Below are 20118 nucleotides of genomic sequence, written 5' to 3' on the forward strand. Positions count from 1 at the left end.
TGAACCGTCGGCCTGCCGAGACGGCGCTCGTACACTGCGGGCGCGCCGTCAGCCGCGGCGAGCGTGGGAGCCCGTGACCTCGGAGGCTCGGATGCTCTGCGGCTGCCGGGTACTCACCCGCGGTTCATCCTTCGCGCCCGGGTGCCGGTCCGGTGCGGATGGCGATTGGTCACCCGCAGCGGGCGGATCGCGGCGTCCGTGCGCAGGGCGGGGCGTCGAGCCGGTCGAACGGGGCGGTCCAGTGGGCGGGCAGAGTGGCGGGGATCATCTCGGGGTTCAGCAGGCCCAGGTGCGTGGCGGGTCGGGGGAAGAGGCTGTCGGGGGAAGAGGCTATGGGGGTCCGCGGGCGGGGCGTCGTGGGAGCGGGCCACCCAGCCGCCGGGGCCGGTGGCGTGGTCTCCGGCTCTTTCGGGGGCGGGGGTGGTGTGGGTGAGGGTCAGGCAGATGAGCCGGATGTCGTCGAAGAACAGGTGGGCGGGTGTCGGGTGTCGGGTGTCCGAAGCCGTCCACGGTGTCCTCGGGGCGGGCTGCGGCCGCCAGCCGCTCGTGCGCGCGGATGCTGTCCTGGGTGGGGCGTGGAAGGGGTGGTGCCGGTCGGGTCAGGTCGTGTCCGCACAGCGGGGTGCGGGCGGTGCAGGGCCGGTGGCGACAGTCGGCCGGGGGCGGGCGCTGGGCGGGTTCGGAGACGAGCCGGGAGCGCCGCCATCTGCTGCTGGGGGTGTAGCCGTTGGAGAACGCGGGGGTGTGGCAGGCGGGGCAGCGCCAGGCGAGGTACCGCTGGTGGTGCGGGCACAGGGAAGGTGTGGGGCAGCCGCCAGGCGCCGGTCCAGACGGGTCCGCCGGGCAGGTGGGCGGTGTCGTTGAGGCAGTCGGGACAGTCGAGGCAGTAGCGGCTGGAGGCGGTGAAGACCCCGTCGTCGTTGGCCATGACGGTGTGGCTGTGGTGACGTCCCGGGTAGATGGCGTGGGCGGGGGTGTAGCCGGGGTACTGCCGGGCGAGGCCAACTTTCACCCACAGGGGCCGACCAGCGCGCTCAAGGGTCAACTACGACGCACAGTCACACGGTCACAGTTCCGCCGTACGCCCTTGCGGGGGGGCGGTAGCCAGTACGGGGGTGGCGGGCGTCCGGTGGAGGGCGGCGGCCAGTAACGGGAGGGCCGTGCTCTCCTGCGGCGCGTCCCTGAGGGATCCGTACGGGATTCAGCGGGCCGTCCGGGCCAGCAGTATCGCCACGTCGTCCTGGGCCGGTGCGGCCAGCAGCTGGCTCAGGATGTCGTCGCACAGCGCGTCCAGGGGGCGGTCCGGGTGCCGGAGCGCCCGGCCGAGCTGCCGCATCCCCTCGTCGAGGTCACGGTCGCGGGCCTCGATCAGACCGTCGGTGTAGAGCACGAGCAGTCCTCCGGCCGGAAGCCCCACCGTCTCCGCGCCGAAGTCGTGCGCTCCGGTGCCCAACGGGGTGCCCGGCGGTCCGTCGAGGAAGGTGACGGTGCCGTCCGGGGTGGCCACGGCGGGCGGCGGATGGCCCGCGCGGGCGATGGTCCAGCCGCCGTCCGCCGGATCGTGGACCGCGTACACGCAGGTCGCCATCGTGTCCTCGCCCAGGTCGGCGACGACGGCGTCGAGCGAGCTGAGCATCCGGACGGGCGGGATGTCGTGCCGGGCCAAGGTCCTGACAGCCGTGCGCAGTTGGCCCATGACGGCCGCCGCGTGGATACCGTGCCCCATGACGTCCCCGATGACCAGACCGGTCCTGCCGCCGGGCAGCGCGATGGCGTCGAACCAGTCTCCGCCGACGTCATGGGCGCTCGCGGGCAGATAACGGCCGGTGAGTTCCAGCCCGTCGACATCGGGCAGCGCGCTGTTGGTGAGACTGCGCTGGAGGGTGAGGGCGGCCTCGCGCTGGTTGGTGTAGAGCCGGGCGTTGTCGATGTTGAGGGCGGCGCGGGCGACGACCTCGTCGATGAGGACGCGGTCCTCGGCGTCGAACGCCTCCCTGGTCCGCAGCCGGGTCACGGTGACCGCCCCCAGCACCTTGCCCCGGGCCACCAGGGGCACAAGCCGCGCGGAACCCGTACGGGCGGCGAAGTAGGTGCGGAGCGCCTCCCCGCCCGGACCGTCGAAGAGCGCCGGGAGGTCGGACGGGTAGAGGCTGGTGGGCAGCCCCCGGGCGACGACCTGCTCGTACACCGAGTCCAGCGGGAGCTGGAAGGTCTGCCCCGGTGTGAGGACGGACGTGGGGGCCGTCGGGTCGGGGAACCGGGCCGCGAGCCTGCGCAGCACCCCGCGCGTGGAGGCGGCCGAGTCGTCCGGCGTGAGGAAGGACTCCAGCATCTGCACGTCCGCCGAGTCGGCGAGCTGCGGCACGAGGAAGCGGACCACCTCCTCGGCCGTCAGCTTCAGGTCCAGGGTCGTACCGATGCTGGCGCCCGCCTCGGCCAGCAGCGCGAACCGGTGCCGGGCGCGCTCGACCTCGCTGTGCGCCTCCTGGCTCTCGGTGATGTCGACGAGGGAGGCGATGATCCCCAGGGACCGCCGCTCGGCACGGTCCACGAGCGGGGCGTACGAGCAGGACCAGATGTGGTCGTGGTCGGGGTCGGCGGGGGTCCGGCCGACCCGGCGGGCGTCGACGACCGCGTGCCCGCTCTCCAGGACCTGGCGCATCAGGGCTTCGAGGGAGTCGGCGTTCACCCCGGGCGCGACCTCGGTGAGACGGTGGCCCACGTGCCCGGCGGCCGTCACCCCGTTCATCCGCGCCAGGGCGTCGTTGACCCGCAGGAACCGCAGGTCGGGGCCGAGCAGCGCGAGACCGATCGGCGACTGGGTGAACAGGCTCTCCATCGCCGCCAGGTTCTCCCGCATCCGCAGGACCTCGGAGGTCTCCACGGCGATGAGCATCGCCCCCGGCCGTCCGTCCGGGTCGGTGGCCGGGACGATCCACATCTCCATGGCGATGACGTGCCCGTCGCGGTGCCGGACCGGGAGCGTGCCGACCATCGTCTCGCCCGCCTGGACGCGGTCGGTGAGCCGGTCGGCGAGTTCACGGTTGGCGTCGGGGACGAGCAGCGGGGTGGCGAGCCGCCCCAGGACGTGCTCGGGCCGGTGCCCCAGCAGATCCTGCGCGGCGAGCGACCACTCGACGATCCGGCCGTCCGCGTCCTCCCGCCAGAGGGCGATCGGCAGCAGTTCCCGGAGCACACCGGCGTCCCCCATGGCCGCCCGGGGCGGCTGCGGGACCCCGCTCGACGACTGGTGAGTCTCCAACGCATCCGACCTACGCATCGGTCCCGCCCCGGAGGGCGCCTACCGGATCACCGTAGCCGAGGACCCGGCGACGGGCCCTGCGCAGTGCCGCCGATCGGCTTGCGCAGGAGTCGCAGGAGTACGGGGCCGAGCCGGTGCGGCGGAGGAGACGGGTGGGATGAGTGGGACGGGTAGGACGGGTGGGACAGGTAGGACGGATCGGACGGGTGCCGGGGTCGGTGAAAGGGGAAGCGAAGTACGGGAGCGGGGCAACGGACGTCCTGGCGTGGAGCCGCCGGTTCCGAGGGTTCCGTATTTCTACGGATGTGCGGGCGCCCCCGGACTGCGACAGTCGGTCCGACCTCTGCGTTCGTCCCTTCCCCACCCGCCGGAGCACCGCACATGAGCAGCCGCTCACCCGACGCCTTCCCGCGTTCTGAGCATCCGTACGGCCCGGGGCCCGGCGGCCCCGGCGAACCGGAGGATCCGCACGAACTGCTCCACCGGGCCCGGCGCCTCACCGCCGACGCCCACCCCGGGGCCGCCGACGCCTGGGAGCGGGCCGCGACCGCCCTGCGCCGTACGGACGGCGTCCTCGCTCCCGGGGACCACGCCGACGCCCTGGACGCAGCCGCTCTGGACCGTCTGGGCCCGGTGCGGTCGATCGCGGGACCGCTCTTCACCCGCGCCGCCGACCTGCACGAACAGGCCGGTCAGCGCGGCAAGGCACTCGTCTCCCGGGCCCGCGCGCTGCTCGCGGGACCCGAGCCGGGCGGGACGGCACGGGCCGCACTCGACGAACTCCACGAGCGGGCCGCCGTCCTGCACGCGACCGGCCGCGCCTCCGTCGCCGAGGCCGTCACCGTGCGCCTCTCGCGTGATCTGGCCGTCGCCGATCTGCTGGACACCGCTCCCGCCCCGGACGTCGAGGCGGCGGTCCTCCGCGCGGAACTCAGCCGGCTCGTCGCCTTCGCCGCTCCGCACGCGGCGGAACCCGCCGTCTCACGGGTCCTCGCCGACACGCGCGCCCTGCTGGGCCGGATCACGGCGCCGGACGATCCGCCCGCCGCCCTCCCTCTCCTGAGGGCCGCCGTGGCGGGCCACCGGTTCGGGGGACGGCCCTGGTGCGCCGCCGAGCACGAACCGCTGCTCGCCGCCGTCCTGCGGGCCACCGGTGCCCACGGGGAGGCGGTGGCGCTGCTCCGTGCGGCGCTCGCCGCCGATGAGCCCACGGCACCGCTCCGGCGGGACGACCGCATACGTCTCCTCCTCTCCCTCGCGCGAACGCTCGCGTCGCGGGAGGGAGAGGAGGAACGGGAGCGGAGCGGGGAGCCCACCGGGGACGGACGACCTGGCGAGGGCCCGGAGCCGGAAGGGGCCACGGCCGCGGAGGGGGCCACGGCCACGGCCGAGGGCCCGACTCCGCCCGGCATCACCGTCCCGGCCGAGGGCCCGGCTCCGCCCCGCATCACCGTCCCGGCCGAGATCCCCGTCCCGAGCGGCAGCACCACCCCCGTCGAAGCCCCGGACCCGAACGGCACCACCGTCCAGCCCGAGGTCACGGCCCCGGACAGCATCACCGCCCCGGCCGGGAACACCTCACCGATGAACACCTCCCCACCGGTCGAGACCGTCGAGGCCGTCGGAGGGGAAAGCGGAGGGGAAAGCAGCACCCCGCCGGTCCGGGACGGCTCGCCGGAAGAGTCCGCCCCTTCGGCCGCCGACGCGGCGGACGAGGAGCTGGCTCTGCTCGTGGAGGCCGTCCGGCTCGCCGACCGGGTCGGTTCCGACCCCCGGCTGGGGGTCTGCGCACGGCTCGGGCTCGGGCTCGCGTACCTGGAGCGCGGGCGCGCCCGCGAGGCCGTCGCGTTCCTCGAACGGGCGGTGGCCGGGTCGGCCGGGGACGACGACACGGCGGAGCGCGTACGTGCCGGGGCTCTGCTCGCGTACTGCGCCCTGCTGCTCGGCGAGCCCCACCGGGCCGCCGTGGAATACGCGCGCGCCGCCGAAACGGCCCTGGACCGGGACGATCCACGGCACGCCGCCGCCCTGCACCGACGGGCCGGGCAGGCCTTCGGGGCGGCCGGGGCGGCGGCGGAGGCGGCTCGGTCGTACCGGCGGGCGGACGAGCTGTACCGGACGCACGGGGAGTACGACGCGGCCGGCTCGCACGGTAGTACGGTCGGGGGCGACAACGGGCCGGACCCCGGGACCGGGGGCGCGGACGGAGGGGCCGCCGGGGGCGGTCTCCCGCCGGAACCGCGCGGTCTTCCCGGGGCCGACGTGCCCGTGGGGCGCTACCGGATGAACGTGTACGGCGAAGTGGGCGGGGTCGGGCCGAGGGCCGCCGTCGCCCCGGGGACCCGACAGGGGTGCGTGTGAGCAGAGTGATCGACGGCCGCTTCGAGCTGGTGGAACGGCTGGGCGGTGGCGGCATGGGAACGGTCTGGCGCGCCCGCGACCTGGCCCTGCACCGTGATGTGGCGCTCAAGGAGGTGCGCCCGCCGGACCCGGCGATGGCCGAGTACGACGTCGAGGGCGCCAGGACCCTGCGCGCCCGCGTCCTGCGCGAGGCCCGCGCCCTGGCCCGGATCGACCACCCCAATGTGGTGACGATCCATCACATCGTGGACGCCGGTGAGGGAACGTACCCGTGGCTCGTGATGGAACTGGTCACGGGCGGGTCCCTCCAGGACCGGCTCGACCGGGGGCCCCTGGCGCCCGCCGAGGCCGCCGCGCTCGGCCGTGAGCTGCTCTCCGCCCTGCGGGCCGCCCACGAACGGGACATCGAGCACCGTGACGTGAAGCCCGCGAACGTCCTCCTGCGGCCGGACGGGCGGCCCGTCCTCACCGACTTCGGCATCGCGGCGATCCGCGAGTCCACCGTCCTGACCGCCTCCGGCTCCATCATCGGCTCCCCCGACTACATGGCCCCCGAACGCATCCGGGGCAACGCCGGCAGCGGTCCCGCCGCCGACCTGTGGTCGCTCGGGATGCTCCTGTACGTGGCGGTCGAGGGCACCCATCCGCTGCGCCGCGAGAACACCCTGGCGACGCTCGCGGCCGTCCTCTCCGACGACGTGCCGCCGCCGCGCCGGGCCGGTGCGCTGACCGGGGTCCTGACCGGTCTCCTCGTACGGGACCCGGCCGCCCGCCCGGACGCGGCGGAACTCGACCGGGCGCTCGCCGCGATGGCGCCGACGAGCGGCGCGGTGGGAGGCGCGGGCCTCCAGGAGGCCGCGCCCCCGGCGCCCGCCGGGACCGTGGGCGACCCCGGTGCCTCCGGCGGGGCCACCTCCTTCCGGCTGGCCCCTCCCTCGGGCCCGATGCCTTCGGCGCCGGATCCGTCCGGTCCGGACCCGGCGGCCGGACCCTCCGCTGTCGGACCCTCGGCTTCGGCGACCACCCCGGCGGCCGTCTCGTCCTCCCGTACCGGCGAGGGGCGGCGCCGGGGGCGCGCCGGGTGGGTGGCGCGCGCCGCCGTCGTCGTGGCACTGGCCGTCGGCATCCCCGTCGGGGCGATGGTCTGGGAGTGGCAGCCGGCCGACCCCGGCGGCGGGCCGGGCGGGGCGTCCTCGCCGCCGGGCCCGGCGGCCCGGCGGACCTCGGCCCCGAAGCCGTCCGAGGGGACCCGGACGACGGGTACGGACGAGGCGGCGAAGCCGAACCTTCTGACGCCCGCCGGGGTCCGCGCCGCCATCGCCGCGGTGAAGGCGGCCTCGGGCGGGACCAAGGTCACCCGATTCGTCGTGTACCCGGAGTACGCGATCGCCGAGTCCCTGGTCAAGGGCAGCACCAAGCGGTACGACCGGTACGTCTACCGGGGCGAGGACGTCGCCGTACGCCAAGGTTCGGGCACGGCCTTCCCCGGCACGGTCCCGACGGACCTCGACGCCGTCGACTGGGACGTCCTGCCCGCGCTCCTGAAGCGCGCCGACAAGGAGCTGGGCGTGGACGAGCCGACGAGCCGTTACGTCATCCTCGTTCCGGCCTCGACGCTCGTCGGCAACTCGCTGGGGCTCAGCGTGTACCTGTCCGACTCGTACGGCTCCGCCTATCTGAAAGCCGACGCCAAGGGCCGGGTGAGCTCCACCTACCCCCGCAAGGACTGATCCCTCCCGGGCGCGCTGTCCGCCCGGTCCCTGGCGACGAGCGACGCGAGGCCCGCCCGGGTCTCCACGCCCGTCTTCCGGTAGACCCGGGCGACATGGCTCTCGACCGTGCGGGGGCTCAGGCAGAGCCGTTCGGCCACGGCCTGGTTGGTCAGCCCCTCCGCCACCAGCGCGGATATCTCGTGCTCGCGCGGGGTGAGCGCGGCGAGTCTGGAGCCCGTGGTGCCGTCCGGCACGTCAGGGCGGGTCCGGTCGGCCAGGTCCACCAGGAGGCGGGCGCCGCCCTCCTCGGCCAGTCGGCGGCCCCGGCGCCAGAGGGCCGCCGCGTGCGGGCCGTCCCCGGCGGCCCGGACCCTGGGCGCGGCGAGCAGCAGGCCGTGCGCCTCCCGGAGCGTCGCCCCGGACCGGGCGCCCTCCCGCGCCGCCCCGGCGAACGCCGTCGCCGAGGCGCTCCGTTCGCCGCGCCGGGCGAGGACCCTGCCCCAGGCCTGCCCGGCGGCGGCGCTCTGCGTCGGCAGACCCAGGGTGGCCGCCTCCTCAAGGGCCCGGCGGGCGGCGCGCTCGGCCTCCGCGAGGTCTCCCACGGCGAGGGACGCCTCCACGAGGAGTTCGAGGTACGCGGGGCGCAGCGAGGGCTGGAGCCCCGTGAGGTCCGGGCCTCCGCCCGCGTCCAGCAGGACCTCGCGGACCCGGTACGGGTCCCGTGCCGTCGCCACGGAGCAGGCGAGGAGCGCGCGGGCCTGGGTGGCCCACCAGCCCCGTGCGGTGCCCACCGTGGCGGCGGCCTCCTCGGCCGCTGCCAGCGGTTCGGGGTCGCCGAGCGGACGGGCGTGCAGCAGGACGACGGCTCGGACCGCCCGGGTGAAGCCGAGGAGTTCGAAACCGCCCCGGGCGCGGGCGACGGCGAGGGACTCCTCGGCGAGGGGGAGGGCCCGGCCCACCCTGCCGGTCAGGAGGTGGACGTAGGCGGAGCAGAGCAGGAACTGAGAGAGCGCGAGGGGCCGTCCGGCGCGGCGGGCCAGCGCGGCGCCCCGGGCCGTGTGGCGCTCGGCCGCCGCGTACCGCTCCAGGAACGCCTCGGCCCAGGCGAGCCGGATCAGCGGCTCGGTGTGGACGGCCAGTTCCCCGTCGGTGAGGGCGTCGATGAGGGCAGCCGCCTCCCGGACGTGGGTACGGGCGGCGGCCGTCGCCCCCTCGTACGCCTCTCCGAGGGCCGCCAGGGTGAGGACCTCCGCCGTGCCCGTCTCGTCGTGCCGTCGCCGGACCTCTTCCAGGGTCCGGATGACGGCCGGACGGGCCTCGGGGTAGCGGGCGGCGGAGAGGGCCCGGCAGCCCCACTCCACGACGAGCCTGTTCCTCGGCCCGGGGCGGGGCCCGGGGGTCCTTTCCAGTTCCCGGCGGAGCAGCGCGTCCGCCTCGGCGTGGTGGCCGAGCTGGCGTTCCACGGAGGCGCGGAGCAGGACGGCGGCGGTCCGCGGCTCTGCCGCGTCCTGCCCGTCCGTGCCGTCGCCGTCGCCGGGGGCGGGGACGGGGCCGGGGGCGGGGGCGGGGCCGGAGGCGTCGGCGAGGTGGAGGAGGTCCCGTGCCTCCGTCGTCCGGCCCGCCGAGGCGAGGGACCGCGCCCGGCGGAACGTCAGGTCCCGCCGGGCCGCCCGGTGCTCGGGGGCGTCGGGCAGCAGCGCGAGGACGGTGGCCAGCCAGTCGGCGGCGCGCGCCGGGTCGGCCGGGTCGATCCGCTCGGCGGCCTCGACCAGTTGGGCGGCGGCCTCCGGGTCCCAGGCCGTGGTGGCACGGACGAGGTGCGGGGCCCGTACGGTCACCGGCGCCCCGGACGCCGCCAGGGCACGGGCCGCCCTCCGGTGCAGTTCCCCCCGGTGCCAGGGGTCGATCGCGGCCCGGACGATCTCGGGGAGCGCGGGGTGGCGCAGGACAAGGGCCCGCCCGCCCTCAGCGGCCCGGACGAGGTCCCGGCGGGCCAGCGCCCGCAGGACGCCGTCGAGACCGGGGGCGACCCTGCGGGGGACGGCCCGCCCCGGGACCTGGCCGTCGGTGTCCCCCACCGGCTCCCCACCCGGCTCCCTTACGGGCACCCGCCGTCCGGAGACGAGGCCCGGAGGCCGGACGGCGGACCGGTCGATCCCGGAAGCTCCCTGAGCCCCCGTGAAGACCGGGACCGAGCCGGAGACCGAGCCGGAGACCGAGCCGGGGTCCGGGTCCGGGTCCGGGTCCGGGTCCGGGTCCGGGTCCGGGTCCGGGAGCGAGAACGAGACCCGGTCCGGAATCGGCTCGGGGCCCATCGCCGGATCGGCGGCCGTGGTCGAGCCGGGGGCCGCAGTCGGTCCGGGACCCGTCTCCGGTTCGAGGGCAGAGGTCGGCTCGGGCACTGGACCCAGGACCGGTTCTGGACCTGAGACCCGATCAGCGGCCGGTCCTCCAGCCGCGACCGGGACAGCGGCTGACGCGGAAACCGGAACGCGGCCTGGGCCCGAGGCGGAGCACGAGGCCGGAACGGGGCCCGGAGCCGAGGCAGGGCCCGAACCCGAGGTCGGAGCGGAGCCCGAGACCGAAACCGAGCCCGAGCCCGAGGCCGGAGCAGAACCCGGAACAGGAGCCGGAGCCCGAACAGAACCCCCCGACAAGGCACGGTCCGAAGCCGGGGCGCGGCCCGACAGCGGGTCCCTCCGCAGGTTCATGTCCCGGTCCCGGTCTCCGTCCCGCTCCTCGTACCGGCCCGCCGTTCCTTCCCCGGGCGCGTGCTCGTGTGTCGGCCGGTCCGGTGTCCGGTCCACCGGAAGGCCCGTGGGCTGGTCCTCGTACGGATCGGCCACCCCGTACGCGTGTATGGGCCGGTCGGCTAGTGGGGCCGTGTTCCGGTCGGCCGGGGTCTCGGCGAACACGTACCGGTCGGGCGACGGGTGCGGGAGCCCGTCCCCCTTCGAGGCGGTCGGAATCCACGGGGGTGCCGGTCGGTCCGGTGCCGGGCACCCCTGCTGGTCCGGGTACCGGTCTCCCGGCTCGACCCGGCCGTCCGCCTGCGCATACGTCGGCAGCGCGTCCCCGTAAGGGGAAGGGGTGACGGTGAGGCCGGTCATCGCGGCCAGCAGCTCCGTGGTCACGGGGCCATCGAATACGGCGAGGGCGTCCACGATGGCCCGCTCGGGCGGGGTGAGCACGGTCAGTTCGTCGAGGAGCGCCACCGCCGGGCCGGTGCCGGGCGTCTCGTCCGGGCGGAGGCGGAGGTGCGCGAGGGCTCGGTGGTGGAGCGGGTTCCCGAGGCTCGTGGCGTGGAGTTCGCGGGCCGCTCCCGGTGACAAGCCGGGGGCGAGGGCCTCGATCCCGTCGTGGGCCGTCAGCGGCCGGAGCGGGAGCCGGGCCAGGGAGCCGCTGTCGGTTCCCCGGGCGAGGACCGCGGCGAGCGCGGGCGCGGTCTGGCGCTCGCGCCGGACCAGTACGAGCAGGACGGGCGCCCGGAGCGGGTGCCGGAGCAGATGGTCCACGAGGGCGACGGTGGCGGTGTCGGCGTGGTGGAGGTCGTCGAGGACGAGCACGAGTCCGGGGGCCGGTACGGCACGGACCGCGCGGGCGATCCGGCGCACCAGCGCCGGATCGGGGAGGCGACCGGAACCGGCGGCGCCGTGGCCGTCGGAACCGGCGGCGTCAGGACCGGCGGCGTCGGGGTAGCGTCCGGAACCGGCTCCACGGCCCCCGGGCGCTATCGCCGGGTTCTCGTCCGGGTGACCGTCGAAGCCGGACTCCCGACCCGTGCGCCCCACCTCCGGGCCCGCGCCGGGGCAGCCACTGAAGTCGCCGGATTCGGCGCCATGCCCCACAGTTCCCGCCGTGTGGCGCCCATCGGGGCAACCACGGGAGTCGGCTCCATGACCCCCGCTCCCCGCCACCGGACCTGCGCCGGGGCAACCACCGGAGTCGGCACCATGCCCCACAGTTCCCGCCGCATGGCGCCCACCGAGGCAGCCACCGGAGTCGGCACCACGACCCCCGCTCCCCGCCACCGGGCCCGCGTCACCGGGACGGCCACCGAAGCCGTCCCCCCGGCCCGCGTGCCCCACCTCCGGGCCCGCGCCGGGAAGACCGCCAGGGTCACCGCCCCGACCCGGCCGCCCCGCTGCCAGGACCGCATCGGGACTGCCGCCGAACCCTTCCCCCCGGCCCGTCCGCCCCACCACCGGGCCCGCATCGGGACGGCCTCCGAGGCCATCGCCCCCGCCCGCGTGCCCTGCCCCCGGGCCTGCACCGGGACAACCTCCGGAGCAGCCGCCCCGATCCGTCCGCCCCGCCGCCAGGCCCGTATCGGGGCCATCGCAGAAGCCGTCGCCCCGGCCCGCGTGTCCCACCGCCGGGTCCTCGTCCGAGTCGCCGCCACGGTTCGTCCGTCCCTCCGGTGGGCTCGCCGGGAGGTGGGGGTCTCCTGCCGTGAGGTCCCTGGGCGAGCCCGGGTTCCGCGCCGGGGGGCCCGTGTCGGAGTTCCCGTCCCCCGGCACGGGCGAGTGCGGTGCGGGGCCCGTCCTGGATCCGGTGGCGGGCCGGTCGTCCCACGGGCGGCCGGTGCGGACACCCGCCGCCGGGCTCTCCGTCCCGCTCTCGACGAGGTCCGCCAGCGCGGACAGTTCCGGGTGGGCGGTCCGGTCGTGGTGGTCGAGCCCGGCCAGGGCGTCGGCCCAGGCCCGGAAGGGTGTGTCGGCGGTCAGGCCGGGACCCGCACGGCCGTGGAGGACGAGCGGGGCCTCTCGTCCGTCCGCGCCGCGCCCACGGACCCGGGCCGCGAACTCCGTGGCGAGCCGGGTCTTGCCGATGCCCGGCTCGCCCGTGACGTCCACGGCCACCGGGCCCGCTCCCCCGGCCCGGCCGCGTAACAGCGCGTCGAGCAGGTCGAGTTCACCGGTCCGGCCGAGGAAGGGCACCCGGTCGGCGCACCCCGGGTCCACGAAGGTGTCCACGTGCCGTCCCCCTGTCCGGTCGTCCGGGCGGACGGCCGGTCGTGCCGTGCCGTTCACCAGTTCCCCCAGTTGTACGGCACGGCACTGACAACGGCCTCAGCCGCTGGTCAGGGCCTTGAAGGCGCGGGTCTGCTCCGTGATGGCCCGTTCGGTGGGCAGGCGTTCGATCGAGGAGGCACCGAAGAAGCCGACGACCCCGGTGGTGTGCTCCAGGACGTACCGGGCGTCCTCCGGCTCGGCGATCGGCCCGCCGTGGCAGAGGACCAGGATGTCAGGATTCACGCGCTTCGCCGCGTCGTGCATCTCCTGGACGGCGACGGCCGCCTGATCGAGCGTCATGGCCGTGCCCGCGCCGATGGCTCCCTTGGTGGTGAGTCCCACGTGGGGTACCAGGACGTCGGCTCCGGCCCGCGCCATGTCGGCCGCCTGCTCGGGGTCGAAGACGTACGGGGCGGTGAGCAGGTCGCGCTCGTGGGCGGCGCGGACCATGTCCACCTCCAGGCCGTACCCCATGCCGGTCTCCTCCAGGTGGACGCGGAAGGTCCCGTCGTAGAGGCCGACCGTGGGGAAGTTCTGCACGCCCGCGAAGCCCATCGCCTTGAGCTGGTCGAGGAAGAGGTCCATGCGGCGGAACGGGTCCGTGCCGCAGACACCCGCGAGGACGGGGGTGTCGCGGACAACGGGCAGCACCTCGCGGGCCATGTCCTGGACGATCGCGTTGGCGTCGCCGTACGGCAGGAGGCCCGCGAGCGAGCCCCGCCCGGCCATCCGGTAGCGGCCGGAGTTGTAGATGATCAGCAGGTCCACCCCGCCTTCCTCGGCGCACTTGGCGGAGAGGCCGGTGCCCGCTCCGGCGCCGACGACCGGGCGGCCTGCGGCGACCTGGGCGCGCAGCCGGTCGAGCACGTCCTGGCGGCTGATGGTGGTCACGATCGTCACTCCTCGGTGTCTCGGGTGGGGGGATTCCGGCGCGTTCCCGGTCTCGTCGCGGTACCGATACGGGATCCGGTCGCGGTACCGGTACCGGTAACGGATCAGATCGGATCGGATCAGGTCGCGGTACCGGTGCCGGTCGCTCAGAAGGTGGTGCCGCGCGCCTTCTCGCTGATCAGCCGGTGGAGGCGGTCGGCCATGGCGACGGCGAAGGAGGGGTCGTTGACGTGGGCGTCGAGCTCGTGGACGCGGACCTCGCCGCCCCGGACGGCGGCGCGGAGCGCGTCCAGACCGGCCCGGTCCGCCTCCGGGTCCTCGAACGGCCCGTCGGCCACGTCCACGGCGGAGAGGCCGCGCAGGGGCCAGAAGACCTCGGCCGGGCCCCGGGCGGTGCGCAGTTTGCGGCCCATGGCGGTGCCGAGTTCGGCCATCTCGCCGGGGGTCGTGCGCATCAGGGTCACGGTGGCGTTGTGGATGAGCAGCCGCCGCTCGGCGAACCGTTCGGGCACGGTCGCGGCGGGGCCGAAGTTGACCATGTCGAGGGCTCCGGGGGCGACGACCTGGGGAACGCCCATCATTCCGGCGGCGGTGAGCCTGGCCGGGCCCGCGCTGAGCACCCCGCCGACGAGTTCGTCGGCGAGTTCGGTGGTGGTGAGGTCGAGGACGCCGTCGAGCATCCCGTCCCTGGCGAGCTTCTCGACCGCCCGGCCGCCCGCGCCGGTGGCGTGGAAGACGAGGACCTCGTAGCCGAGTTCGGCGAGCCGGGTGCGGGCGACGTCGACGGCCGGGGTCGTCACGCCGAACATGGTGGCGGCGACGACCGGCCGTCCCCGGCCCGCGGGCTCGTCGTGGTTGCGCTCGTGGCGGCGGGCCATTCCGGCGGCCGCGGCGGCGGCGTTGCCGAGGACCTGGCAGGAGACGGAGTTCAGTCCGGAGATGTCGACGACGCTGTACATCAGGGTGAGGTCGCTGCTGTCGACGTACGGGGAGACGTCTCCCCCGGCCATGGTGCTGACGAGCACCTTCGGTACGCCGATGGGCAGGGCCCGCATGGCCTGTGCGGCGATGGCGGAGCCGCCGCTGCCCGCGGCGGCGAGCACGGCGTGGAGGCGGCCCTTGCGGTAGAGGTCGACGACGACCCGGGAGAGGCCCTGGGCCATCGCGGCGACGGCCGCGCCCCGGTCGCCCGCCGCCCTCAGGGCGGCGAGGTCGTGGCCCCCGGCCCGTGCGACGACGTCGGCGGAGACGTCGGGCACCGGTGCGTGGGCGGGCGGCGGCATGATCCCGGTGTCGACGAGGAGGACGTCGCTGCCGTACTCCCTGAGCCGCTCGCGCAGCCAGGCGTACTCCTCGCCCTTGGTGTCCAGTGTGCCGACCAGCACGACGGTCGCCATGACCTCACCCATCTCCCTGTCCGGTCCTCCGGGCCCTCGGCCCGGTCCCGCCCGTCGATCATCCGCCGGGGGTTCCGGGGCTACAACGACCAGTCGGGCAGGATTGGCCTGCGTCTTCGCGCACCATGGGTGTCATGGCCAGGATCTCTTCGACCCGTTTGTCCCGACTTCTCACCGGTTGGTCGTCGGAGGGGCCGGGGCCGCTGCCCCGGCGGCTCGCGGACGCCCTGCGGGAGCTGGCCGAGCGGGGGGACGTGGCGGGCGGCACCGTGCTGCCCTCGCAGCGGGAGCTGGCCCTGGTGCTCGGGGTGAGCCGGTCCACCGTGACCGCCGCCTACGGGCTCCTGGAGGACGCGGGCCGGCTGGAGAGCGTACGGGGCAGCGGTTCGCGGCTGCGGGGCTCCGGGGCGCCCGACGGATACGTGACCGAGGGCAGGCTCGTGAGCTTCGACGCCCGTTCGCGCGCCGCCGACGGCACGGGCACGGCCGATCTGTCGAGCGGGGCGCTGCCGGGGCTCGGCGCGGTGGGCGAGGAGGTGGCCGCGCTGAGCCGTGACGGCCTCGGCGGGCTCCTCGGCGAGGACGGCTACCACCCGTACGGCCTTCCGGCGCTGCGGGAGGGCGTCGCCGCCCACTACCGGGCGGCGGGGGTGCCGACCGAGGCGGCGCAGATCCTGGTGACGGCGGGTTCGCAGCAGGCGGTGTGGCTGGTGGCGCAGGCGCTGGTGGAGCCCGGGGACACGGTGGTCGTGGAGGATCCGACCTACCGGGGCGCCCTGGAGGCGCTGCGCGCGCGGGGCGCCCGGCTGGTCCCGGTGGGCGGGGACGGACCGGGCGGGGAGGGGCCGGGGGCGGAGGGCTCCGGTCCGGCGGCGCTGCGGCGGCTCGTCGGGCACGCGCGGCCCCGGCTCGTGTACCTCCAGCCGACGGTGCACAACCCGACGGGGCGGAGTCTGGACGGGGCCGCGCGGCGGGAGTGGCGCCGGGTCCTGGCGGACCTGGAACTGTTCACGGTGGAGGACATGGCCTGCGCCGAACTCGCGCTGGGGCCGGACGGGGCCGGTGGGGTCCGGGCGGCGGACGGGTCGTCGGGGACGGACGCCGGACTCCAGGGGGCGGAGGGCGAGGAAGTTCCGGTGCCGCTCGTGGCGGAGCTGCCGATGGGTTCGACGGTGACCGTGGGCACGCTGTCGAAGTTGTTCTGGGGCGGTCTGCGGGTGGGCTGGGTCCGTGCGTCGCCGCAGGTGGTGTCACGGCTCGCGCAGATCAAGACCTCGGTGGACCTGTCGTGTTCGGTGCTGGACCAGCTCGTCGCCGTACGGCTCCTGGACCGGCTCCCGGAGGCACGCGCGCACCGCCGGGCCGCGCTGCGGGAGCAGCGGGACGCGGCGGAGGCGCTGCTGCGGACGTGGGCGCCGCACTGGGAGTGGACCCGGCCGACGGGCGGGCCCGCGCTCTGGGTACGGGTCCCGGGGACCGACACCGAGGCGCTCGCCCAGCTGGCCCGCAGACAGGGCGTGTCGGTGGTGCCCGGCTCGGCGTTCTCCCCGGTGGACGGCTTCCGGGACCGGCTCCGGCTGCCGTACGCGCGGGGGACGGACGCCCTGGCGGCGGCCCTGCCGGTGCTCCTGGAGTGCGCGGAGCGGGCGCGCGGGTGAGGGGGCCGCGAGCCGGTGTCCGGAGTGCGGGGAGGGCGGGGCCGGTACCCGGTGGCGATCCCGCGGCGGCTGACCCTCGGGCGCGGGTCCGAGCGTCCGCTCGGCTCGCAGGGGTCCGGCCGGTGGGCGGTCCGGCCGGACGGTCCCCGGGGCGTCACCTGGCAGCGGCGCGGCGCTGGACGCGGCGGGCCGTGGCGAGCACGATCGGTGCCGCGAGCCAGCACAGGTACGGGCCGGGGCTCATGACCACGAACGAGAGGGGGATGGAGATCCCGAACACCGCGGCCAGGCAGCTGCTGCGCACCAGGCTCTCGGCGAACACCTGGGGCGGGGCGTCCGCGTAGTACAGGTGTGCCCGCCGGATCTCCCGGATGATCAGCGCGAACGACGTGGAGGCCAGGACCTGCACGAGCGCGTACAGGCTGAACCGGGGCGGGAAGGCGCTGTCGGCGGTGATCATCCGGGTCGCGAACGGCATCAGGACCTGCATGAACAACCACAGCAGGGTGAGGCTGGTCAGGCGGCTGTCCAGCGTGCGGACGTACCGGAAGATCTCGTGGTGGGCGCGCCAGTGGGCGGCGATCACCACGAAGCTGATCCCGAAGGCCAGGTACTCCTCTCTGTGGTCGGCGACCGAGCTGAGCATGGCACCGGTGGTGTCGCCGGAGGGGACGGGGAGGTCCAGCGCGAGGAGGGTGAGTGCGATCGCGACCGCCGCGTCGACGAAGGCGGTGAGCCGGTCGGCGGCGCGTGCTCCCGCCGCGCCGGTCCCGTCATCGGGCTCGTGGCCGGTGTGGGTCGTCATGGTGAGGAACAACTCCCTGTGGCTCAGGCGCCGGTTTCCGTCGTCGTCGGGAGGTGCCCGGCGGGCACCGGAGTCGTCCGTCGGAACCACCTATCGTGCACGGTCACGGCGGGGCGGCGCGCGAGCGGCGCGGGGGGTGGGGCAAGGCAATCCGGCCGCCCCCCGGCCACCGGCCCGACGCCGGAGGCGCCCGGGAGTCCGTCAGGGGTGCATACGGGCGCCCTTGAGGACCTTGTCGACGGCGTTGCGGGGTCCGTACACGGCGAGGCCCGCGAGGTCGAGGTCCGCCGTGGCCACCGCGCGGACGGCGGCCCGGTTGTCGCGGTCGTTGCCGGTGGTGAAGAGGTCCGCCGTGAACAGGGCGGTCGGGAGAGCGCGGGAGAGCGCGCGGCCGTGCGCCGTCACGAGGGTCTTCCCGGTGCCTTCGAAGACCAGGACGGGCTGGCGGAACATCGGGAGGTACGGGGTGTCGTCGGCGTCCGCGTACGGTTCGCCGATCACCTCGGGCAGCAGGGTGCCGAGCCCGCTCACCAGGAAGGCGGTCACGTTCAGCCGCTGCCAGGTCTCCAGGTCCTCCCGCAGCAGGACGGCGATCTTGGTGTCGAAGCGCACGGGCGCGTGGTCGGTGGTGGTCATGCCCCGAGGCTGCCGGTGACGGCCCCGGGGCGTCTTGTACATTCCTTGCATGGTGGCGGGGCAGCGGGTCACGGCGTGGCGTCCCCGCGTCCCCGGGGTGGTGGAGGTGTTCCACGCCCGGTTCACGGAGCACGCGTATCCGATGCACGTCCACGACGTGTGGACGCTGCTGATCGTCGACGACGGCGCGGTCCGGTACGACCTGGACCGGCGCGAGCACGGCACGCCGGGCGACACCGTGTCGCTGCTGCCGCCGCAGGTCCCGCACAACGGCTCCCCCGCGACCGCCCACGGCTTCCGCAAGCGGGTCCTGTACCTGGATCTGACCCAGCTCGACGAGAGCCTGATCGGCGCCGCCGTCGACTCCCCCGACCTGGTCGACCCGCTGTTGCGGCACCGTATCGGGCAGTTGCACACCGCGCTGACGGAACCGGGCGACGAGTTCGAGGCGCAGTGCCGTCTCGCCCTGGTCCGCGAGCGGCTGGGCGCCCATCTGCGGCCCGGCTCCCCCACGCGCGCGCGTGGCACCGCTCCCGGGGTGGCGCACGCTCTGCGGGAGCTGCTCGACGCGCGGCTGTTCCAGGGGGTGACCCTGGAGGAGGCGGCGGGGCTGCTGGGCGCCCACCCCACCCATCTCGTACGGGCGTTCAGCCGGGCTTTCGGCATCGCCCCGCACCAGTATCTGACGGCCCGGCGCCTGGACCGGGCCCGGCGGCTGCTGCTCGACGGGATGCCGCCCGCGGAGGTCGCGGCGACCACCGGTTTCTACGACCAGCCGCATCTGAACCGCTCGTTCAAACGGCTCGTGGGCACGACTCCCGGGCGGTTCGCGGGCGGGCCCGGCGCGGCGGTCAGGCCGGGGGGACCCGCCGGAGCGAACGCGTCAGACCCCGGTGGGCGCGGACCAGGACGGCGGCGGTCGTGAGGAGGACCACGTCGAGCAGCGCGACGGAGGCGAGCGGGGGCAGCCGGACGGCGGCCACCCCCACGACGACGAGGACGGCGGCCCCGGCGAGCCGTTCGGCCCAGGCTCCCCCGGCCGTGGTGCGGAAGTACCAGGCCGTGGTGACGAGGTAGAGCGCGGGCCCGCCGAAGAGGAGCAGGGCGAGCTCGGTGGAACCGTGGCCGGTGGGGTGGGCGATGGCCAGTTCGCTGCCGACGGCGAGGGCGACCAGCGCGGCCAGCACCGGATAGACGCTGTTCACGCCGAGACGGAGCGCCCGCACCGGGTCGGGAGTGGTGGCGAGGACCGTACGGACGACGTCCTCGCCACCGCCGAAGTAGGCGGCCCACAGACAGACCAGGGCCACGAACACCCCCGCGGTCGCGAGCACGCTGGGCGCGTCGACCGGGGCGTCGGCCATCGCCCGGCCCGCGGTGAGGACGGTCTCGCCGAGCAGGATGATGAAGAGCAGCCTGAGGCGTTCGAGCATGTGGTCGGCGTCGAAGGCGAATTCGCGGCTGCTGAGGGTGCGGCCCGGCAGCGGGTGGGCGAGCCAGGTCCCGGTGACGTCCACGAGGGCGGCGGCGGCCCACCACCCCAGCCGGGGGCCCGGGGCGACCGCCGCGCCCACGATCCACAGCGGGGCGGAGAAGGAGATCCAGACCAGGGTGCGGCGGAAGTGTTCGCGCTGCGTCTCGGTACGGGCGGCAGCGGCCGTCACGGCGACGGCGAGGAACTGGATCAGCAGCAGGGGGACGACGAAGGCCGGGGCGTGGTCGCCGAAGGCGTTCGGGATCTCGGCGTTCATGAAGAGGCCGAGGCCCATCACGACGACGATCATCCACCGGGTGACGGCCCGGTCGACGTCGAGGAGGGTGGCCTCGTAGCTGGTGAAGGTCCAGGTGCCGAAGACGGCGGCCAGGAGGACCACGGTCTCCGCCGCGCCCCGCGCGGTGAGGTGCTCCAGGAGGTGGTGGGAGAGCTGGGAGACCGCGAAGACGAAGACCAGGTCGTAGAACAGTTCCAGCGGCGACACTTCCCGCCGCGGCGGTGTCGGTGGGCGGGGCACGCTGCTCATGACCGGCTCCTCCTGGGCGCGGCGGCGCGGTCCGTCCCGCTCGCGGCGGGAGGGGTCCACGGCCGCGCGGGCGGCGGCGGGACGTATGTGTGCCCGGCCACCGGCCCCTCGTAACCGACCGGACTTCGATCGGACCGCGACCGGACCACGACCGACACGACCGGATACGACCGGACCGCGATCGGAATGGAGGCGGGATCATCGCCTCGGCCGCCGTCGGACTCGGCCCGGTCGGTCCTGGAACGGCCCGTCGAGCACCGGGAACGCGGTGCGCGGTGCGCGGTGCGCGGTGCGCGGTGCGCGGTGCGCGGTGCGCGGTGCGCGGTGCGCGGTGCGCGGTGCGCGGTGCGCGGTGCGCGG

Annotated in this window: 11 protein-coding genes and 1 pseudogene; 4 read left to right on the forward strand and 8 right to left on the reverse strand. The window is 75.6% G+C overall.

Annotation, left to right across the window (positions count from 1 at the left end; all coding sequences use genetic code 11):
* Positions 1 to 1201: 1201 nt before the first annotated feature.
* Positions 1202 to 3262, reverse strand: a complete 2061-nt coding sequence (locus ACFXGN_RS17235) for a SpoIIE family protein phosphatase (protein WP_384859433.1) — start codon at positions 3260 to 3262, stop codon at positions 1202 to 1204.
* 381 nt (positions 3263 to 3643) lie between these two features.
* Here ACFXGN_RS17235 and ACFXGN_RS17240 point away from each other — a divergent pair, with 381 nt between their 5' ends.
* A complete protein-coding gene (locus ACFXGN_RS17240; protein ID WP_384859436.1) occupies positions 3644 to 5623 on the forward strand; it encodes a hypothetical protein in 1980 nt (659 codons plus the stop codon).
* Positions 5620 to 7353, forward strand: a complete 1734-nt coding sequence (locus ACFXGN_RS17245) for a protein kinase (protein ID WP_384859439.1) — start codon at positions 5620 to 5622, stop codon at positions 7351 to 7353. Before ACFXGN_RS17240 ends, ACFXGN_RS17245 begins: the two co-directional genes overlap by 4 nt.
* Here the strand turns inward: ACFXGN_RS17245 and ACFXGN_RS17250 are convergent.
* From ACFXGN_RS17250 to ACFXGN_RS17265, 4 genes and pseudogenes are all read right to left on the reverse strand, one after another.
* A complete protein-coding gene (locus ACFXGN_RS17250; RefSeq protein WP_384859807.1) occupies positions 7335 to 11126 on the reverse strand; it encodes a LuxR C-terminal-related transcriptional regulator in 3792 nt (1263 codons plus the stop codon). The genes ACFXGN_RS17245 and ACFXGN_RS17250 overlap by 19 nt on opposite strands.
* Positions 11127 to 11972: 846 nt before the next feature.
* Positions 11973 to 12368 (reverse strand): annotated as a pseudogene (locus tag ACFXGN_RS17255) (AAA family ATPase); the annotation flags it as partial.
* A 39-nt stretch (positions 12369 to 12407) separates the two neighbouring features.
* Positions 12408 to 13241, reverse strand: a complete 834-nt coding sequence (locus ACFXGN_RS17260) for a phosphoenolpyruvate hydrolase family protein (protein WP_384859442.1) — start codon at positions 13239 to 13241, stop codon at positions 12408 to 12410.
* 146 nt (positions 13242 to 13387) lie between these two features.
* Positions 13388 to 14638 carry a Tm-1-like ATP-binding domain-containing protein gene (locus ACFXGN_RS17265; protein WP_384859444.1) on the reverse strand — a complete coding sequence of 417 codons (1251 nt, stop codon included), beginning with the start codon at positions 14636 to 14638 and terminating at the stop codon, positions 13388 to 13390.
* A gap of 134 nt (positions 14639 to 14772) precedes the next feature.
* On the opposite strand from ACFXGN_RS17265, the gene ACFXGN_RS17270 reads away from it, so the two are divergent.
* Entirely contained in the window at positions 14773 to 16296 is a 1524-nt protein-coding gene (locus ACFXGN_RS17270) for a PLP-dependent aminotransferase family protein (protein ID WP_384859446.1), read from the forward strand.
* Positions 16297 to 16450: 154 nt separating this feature from the next.
* Here the strand turns inward: ACFXGN_RS17270 and ACFXGN_RS17275 are convergent, their stop codons facing one another.
* Together ACFXGN_RS17275 and ACFXGN_RS17280 are read right to left on the reverse strand one after the other, a co-directional pair.
* Entirely contained in the window at positions 16451 to 17101 is a 651-nt protein-coding gene (locus ACFXGN_RS17275; RefSeq protein ID WP_384859448.1) for a TMEM175 family protein, read from the reverse strand.
* 201 nt (positions 17102 to 17302) lie between these two features.
* The gene (locus ACFXGN_RS17280; protein ID WP_384859450.1) at positions 17303 to 17788 is read right to left on the reverse strand and encodes a DUF2000 family protein; all 486 of its coding nucleotides are present in this window, start codon (positions 17786 to 17788) and stop codon (positions 17303 to 17305) included.
* Here ACFXGN_RS17280 and ACFXGN_RS17285 point away from each other — a divergent pair.
* Complete coding sequence (locus tag ACFXGN_RS17285; protein ID WP_384859452.1) at positions 17787 to 18662, forward strand: AraC family transcriptional regulator; 876 nt, start codon at positions 17787 to 17789, stop codon at positions 18660 to 18662. The two genes, ACFXGN_RS17280 and ACFXGN_RS17285, sit on opposite strands and share 2 nt — an antisense overlap.
* On the opposite strand, the gene ACFXGN_RS17290 is transcribed toward ACFXGN_RS17285, so the two are convergent.
* On the reverse strand, positions 18589 to 19758 hold the full coding sequence (locus tag ACFXGN_RS17290) for a low temperature requirement protein A (protein ID WP_384859455.1): 1170 nt from the start codon (positions 19756 to 19758) through the stop codon (positions 18589 to 18591). The two genes, ACFXGN_RS17285 and ACFXGN_RS17290, sit on opposite strands and share 74 nt — an antisense overlap.
* Between the last annotated feature and the right edge of the window lie 360 nt (positions 19759 to 20118).

Source organism: Streptomyces sp. NPDC059247, from assembly GCF_042754005.1.
Taxonomy (GTDB): Bacteria; Actinomycetota; Actinomycetes; order Streptomycetales; family Streptomycetaceae; genus Streptomyces.

Coding starts and splice junctions, on each gene's coding strand:
- ACFXGN_RS17285 (WP_384859452.1), top strand. CDS start 17,787: ATGGTGGCGGGGCAGCGGGTCACGGCGTGGCGTCCCCGCGTCCCCGGG.
- ACFXGN_RS17280 (WP_384859450.1), bottom strand. CDS start 17,788: ATGCAAGGAATGTACAAGACGCCCCGGGGCCGTCACCGGCAGCCTCGG.
- ACFXGN_RS17275 (WP_384859448.1), bottom strand. CDS start 17,101: ATGACGACCCACACCGGCCACGAGCCCGATGACGGGACCGGCGCGGCG.
- ACFXGN_RS17265 (WP_384859444.1), bottom strand. CDS start 14,638: ATGGCGACCGTCGTGCTGGTCGGCACACTGGACACCAAGGGCGAGGAG.
- ACFXGN_RS17240 (WP_384859436.1), top strand. CDS start 3,644: ATGAGCAGCCGCTCACCCGACGCCTTCCCGCGTTCTGAGCATCCGTAC.
- ACFXGN_RS17290 (WP_384859455.1), bottom strand. CDS start 19,758: ATGAGCAGCGTGCCCCGCCCACCGACACCGCCGCGGCGGGAAGTGTCG.
- ACFXGN_RS17270 (WP_384859446.1), top strand. CDS start 14,773: ATGGCCAGGATCTCTTCGACCCGTTTGTCCCGACTTCTCACCGGTTGG.